This window comes from Mordavella massiliensis, from assembly GCF_016902415.1.
Classification (GTDB): domain Bacteria; phylum Bacillota; class Clostridia; order Lachnospirales; family Lachnospiraceae; genus Merdimonas; species Merdimonas faecigallinarum.
The window spans coordinates 1-3,556 of the sequence record NZ_JACJLV010000084.1 but is presented as its reverse complement, the minus strand read 5'-3'; the positions used below and the strand labels follow the sequence as shown (position 1 = coordinate 3,556).

The 3,556-nt window shown below is 45.1% G+C and carries 5 protein-coding genes and 1 pseudogene; 3 read left to right on the top strand and 3 right to left on the bottom strand.

The window, feature by feature from the left end:
- The 3 genes and pseudogenes from H6A13_RS12690 to H6A13_RS12680 form a co-directional block, all read left to right on the top strand.
- Positions 1 to 336: pseudogene (locus tag H6A13_RS12690) on the top strand (hypothetical protein); the annotation flags it as partial.
- Between the two features lie 224 nt (positions 337 to 560).
- On the top strand, positions 561 to 926 hold the full coding sequence (locus tag H6A13_RS12685) for an MFS transporter (protein WP_204909907.1): 366 nt from the start codon (positions 561 to 563) through the stop codon (positions 924 to 926).
- Positions 902 to 1,396 carry a hypothetical protein gene (locus H6A13_RS12680; protein WP_204909906.1) on the top strand — a complete coding sequence of 165 codons (495 nt, stop codon included), beginning with the start codon at positions 902 to 904 and terminating at the stop codon, positions 1,394 to 1,396. Before H6A13_RS12685 ends, H6A13_RS12680 begins: the two co-directional genes overlap by 25 nt.
- Here the strand turns inward: H6A13_RS12680 and H6A13_RS12675 are convergent.
- The 3 genes from H6A13_RS12675 to H6A13_RS12665 all read right to left on the bottom strand — a co-directional run.
- Entirely contained in the window at positions 1,365 to 2,576 is a 1,212-nt protein-coding gene (locus H6A13_RS12675; protein ID WP_204909905.1) for an ion transporter, read from the bottom strand. The genes H6A13_RS12680 and H6A13_RS12675 overlap by 32 nt on opposite strands.
- Positions 2,577 to 2,600: 24 nt before the next feature.
- Positions 2,601 to 3,308: an MBL fold metallo-hydrolase gene (locus H6A13_RS12670; protein WP_204909904.1), complete on the bottom strand. Its 708-nt coding sequence runs from the start codon at positions 3,306 to 3,308 to the stop codon at positions 2,601 to 2,603.
- A partial coding sequence (locus H6A13_RS12665) for a hypothetical protein (protein ID WP_420827236.1) occupies positions 3,305 to 3,556 on the bottom strand: 252 nt, incomplete at its 5' end. The genes H6A13_RS12665 and H6A13_RS12670, both read right to left, overlap by 4 nt.

The window sequence follows — 3,556 nt, the reverse complement described above, 5'->3', positions numbered from 1 at the left end:
ATCCATCAGATGGTTCAGAAAGTGAAGCATGACAGGGAGGTGTCACTGGAGTATATGAAAATATTTGAACGGGAGCGTCTGATACGTGAGGACGGTTATGCAAGTGGCAAAGAGGATGGTTACGCAAGTGGCAAAGAGGACGGTTATGCAAGCGGCAAAGAAGCTGGCAAAGAAGCGGAGTTGGTAGAGATCATTCGCCGGAAACAGCAGAAGGGACTTTCTGCAGATGACATTGCAGAATGGCTGGAACTGGATAAGGAGTATGTTGAAAAGGTGATGAAACTTCTGGAAGAGAACCCGGATGCGGATGATATGGCCATTCTGGCCATGGTTTGAAATCACTTGTAATAGCACTGGATTTTATGCTATACTACACATGGATTTGACAAGGAGGGCGCACAAATGGGCTGGAAAACACCATTTTTGATGATTCAAAAAGGCAGCTTTTTTGGTATTCACGCTATAAGTGCGCCCATTTTTAGATAATCTGTCATTATGATCTGTAATTCTAAAATGGGCATTATTCTTGAATTTATGAATGACTATGAAAGGATAATGCTATGAATATCAAAAAACAAATTTCCAGATTATATTTATATGAAATTGTCAGTGGTCTGCAGATCGTAGATGCTGTGTGGGTCTTTTTTTTGTTGGAGCGGGGATTTTCTCTTGCACAGGTAGGGATCGCAGAAGGGGTTTTTCATGCGGTGAGCATGTGCTTTGAAATTCCAAGCGGTATGGTTTCAGATACCATAGGGAGAAGAAAGACGTTGATGCTGGCCGGGATTGTATCGGCGGTTTCTGCTTTTTGTATGATCGTATCGGATGCTTTTTTTATGATTCTCCTGGCAATGGGGATAAACGCCGTCAGCTACTATCCGCGGCCGTGTATGTGGTCTACATGCTGCTTCAGGACCATCTGGTAGAGACCGGACTGGAACCGGGATTTCTCGGTATTCCGCTGCTTTTGATCTCTCTTTGTTCCATGGCCGGAGCTGTGCTGACAGAAAAAACCGGAAGAATGTCTCTCCGGTTCTTTTACCTGGCTGGTGGAATTCTGACAGGGATCTTCCTCTTTTTGAGCGGAAGGAAGTCTCTGGCTGTTTCTGTAGCAGGAGCTGGCGCCGCTCATTGTATCGGCGAAATGATCATGCTTCGTACAGAGGCCGAAAACCAAAAAGATTTTTCCGGAAGTTCCAGAGCTACTATGGTATCGGTGGGAAGTATGGCTTATAGCATATTCATGGTGCTTTTAAGTCCGGCGGCTGGAGTGGCTGCGGAAAAGTTCTCCATTTTGGCAGCCTTTTCCATGCTGGGACTTTTAACAGCGGCGGCCGGTCTGATCATGTTTGTCCGGCGTGCTGCTACAACTCAATCTCTTCCGCATGAGGAATAAAGGTTTGTGTATAGATAATTACCACATCCCGTTCACGCAGGATCATATTTCCATTCGGAATTAGAACCTTACCCCGCCGCTTGATCAGTACGATGATCGAGTGGCGGGAAATATCCAGATCCCGGATGCGTTCTCCGATCCAGGGATGATTGACGGAAAGGGAAATTTCCTTTAGTTTAATTTTCTGTTTATCGTCTTTAAAAGATTCGGCGCCCAATACCAGCACATCGTTCGCATGAAGCATCATATTCCCTCTTGGTACCAGGATCCGGCCATCCCTCTGGATAGCGGAAACAATAACGCTTGCCGGAAGTTTCAGCTGCCCTACCGTATGTCCGGGCCAGAAATCTTGTTCTGTCAGATGAATTTTGATGAAATGGATATCTGCCTCCGGACCGATCTCTGCGATTCGTTTGATCCGGGAATATTGATCTACGAATCCTGCAGATATGATACCGGTCGGGATAGCAACCATGCCTACGCCAAGAAAGGTGATAAAGATTCCGAACATTTTACCAAGGGTAGTAATGGGATAAATATCTCCATAGCCGACAGTCAGCAATGTGGATGCGGACCACCAGATTCCGGAAAAGGCATTGGTAAAGACCTCCGGTTGTGCTTTATGTTCCAGACTGTACATACAGAGGCTGGAACCGATCATCAACATCAAAATAATAAAGACTGAAGAAATGAGCTGCTGCTTCTTCCCTGCAATAACATCTGTGATCACGCTTAGCGAGTCATAATAAGCATTGATGCGGAAAAGCCGAAAGATCCGCACGATCCGCAGCATACGGAATGCCACAGCGCCTTCCGGGAAAAAGAAGGGAAGGTACTGGGGCAAAAAAGACAACAGATCTACAAGACCGGTAAATGAACAGACATAACGCCGCACAGCCCGCCACTGCGGAAGCTCCGGATATAAGTATTTGGCAGTCCATACCCGCAGGATATAGTCGATCATAAACAGGGCGACTGTAACCTCTTCCACTGCGGACAGAAGGGCACCATATTGTTCCCGGTAGTTATCAAACGTGTACAAAATACTGACTGCAAGATTCAAAATGATGCAGAATGCATTAAAAAAATCATAGATTCTGCTGACATAGTCATATTCTGTGCCGACCTCAATGATCTCAAAAATTCTTTTCCTGCGTTTTTCGTAAGTAGATTGATTCATGTTATCTCCTGTTATAAATCTGAATTAAAGGATAGTCTCCTGCCCTTCGAATCTTAATGGAACGACCTGTTTCTTAAAAAGGCTGCCTTTCGGAGAAGCGAGAAACGTAGAAATCATCTCATAGTCCTTCCAGAAATGCATCGGAAAGACATGAGCCGTTTTTGTGTGCTCCAGGATGTATAAAAAGCCTTTGTCATACCAGTCTTCCTGGCGGGGATCTAAAGGTAGAAAAGCCGCAAAGAGTTCCATTCCCTCTAACGGTGCAGTATATTTTTTAAAATTAGCAGTCATATTATGATTGTATTGTTTGGTTTCTTCTTTCCACACCCACCAGTTCAGATCTCCGGCGTGGTAAATCCATTTACCATGAAACCGTACCAGAAATGCCACGCCGAAATCCGTAGAGTGCAGCGTACGGATCAGAAGCTGTCCATTCATGAGAGACAGTTCCTGGCCGGGACGCATTGTATACAGATCCTTTGGAAGTTCTTCCGGAGAGATCTTCCTGTGGCGAAGGACATCGTGAGATAGAATATAAGTCGCACCCGCATGAGCTTGAATCTGAAAAATAGCAGGATTAAAGTGGTCTGCATGGAAATGGGATACAAATATGTACAGAGGTTTCTCTGGTGGAACATCCGGAAGTTTTCCTTCGTAATAATCAAACAGCCATATACAGTCCGGCCATTCCACCCAGAAGCCGCTGTGACCGATATACGTTACTTTGATCATGATAACTCCTTGAGTTTCATTACTTTTTCAACATACTCCTTATCCAGTTCCAGCCATTCTGCAATGTCATCTGCAGAAAGTCCCTTCTGCTGTTTCCGGCGAATAATCTCTACCAACTCCGCTTCTTTGCCAGCTTCTCTGCCACTTGCATAACCGTCCTCACGTATCAGACGCTCCCGTTCAAATATTTTCATATACTCCAGTGACACCTCCCTGTCATGCTTCACTTTCTGAACCATCTGATGGAT

Excerpts from the sequence above, each read along its gene's own strand:
- H6A13_RS12685 (WP_204909907.1), top strand. The coding sequence starts at position 561 with ATGAATATCAAAAAACAAATTTCCAGATTATATTTATATGAAATTGTC.
- H6A13_RS12680 (WP_204909906.1), top strand. The coding sequence starts at position 902 with ATGCTGCTTCAGGACCATCTGGTAGAGACCGGACTGGAACCGGGATTT.
- H6A13_RS12675 (WP_204909905.1), bottom strand. The coding sequence starts at position 2,576 with ATGAATCAATCTACTTACGAAAAACGCAGGAAAAGAATTTTTGAGATC.
- H6A13_RS12670 (WP_204909904.1), bottom strand. The coding sequence starts at position 3,308 with ATGATCAAAGTAACGTATATCGGTCACAGCGGCTTCTGGGTGGAATGG.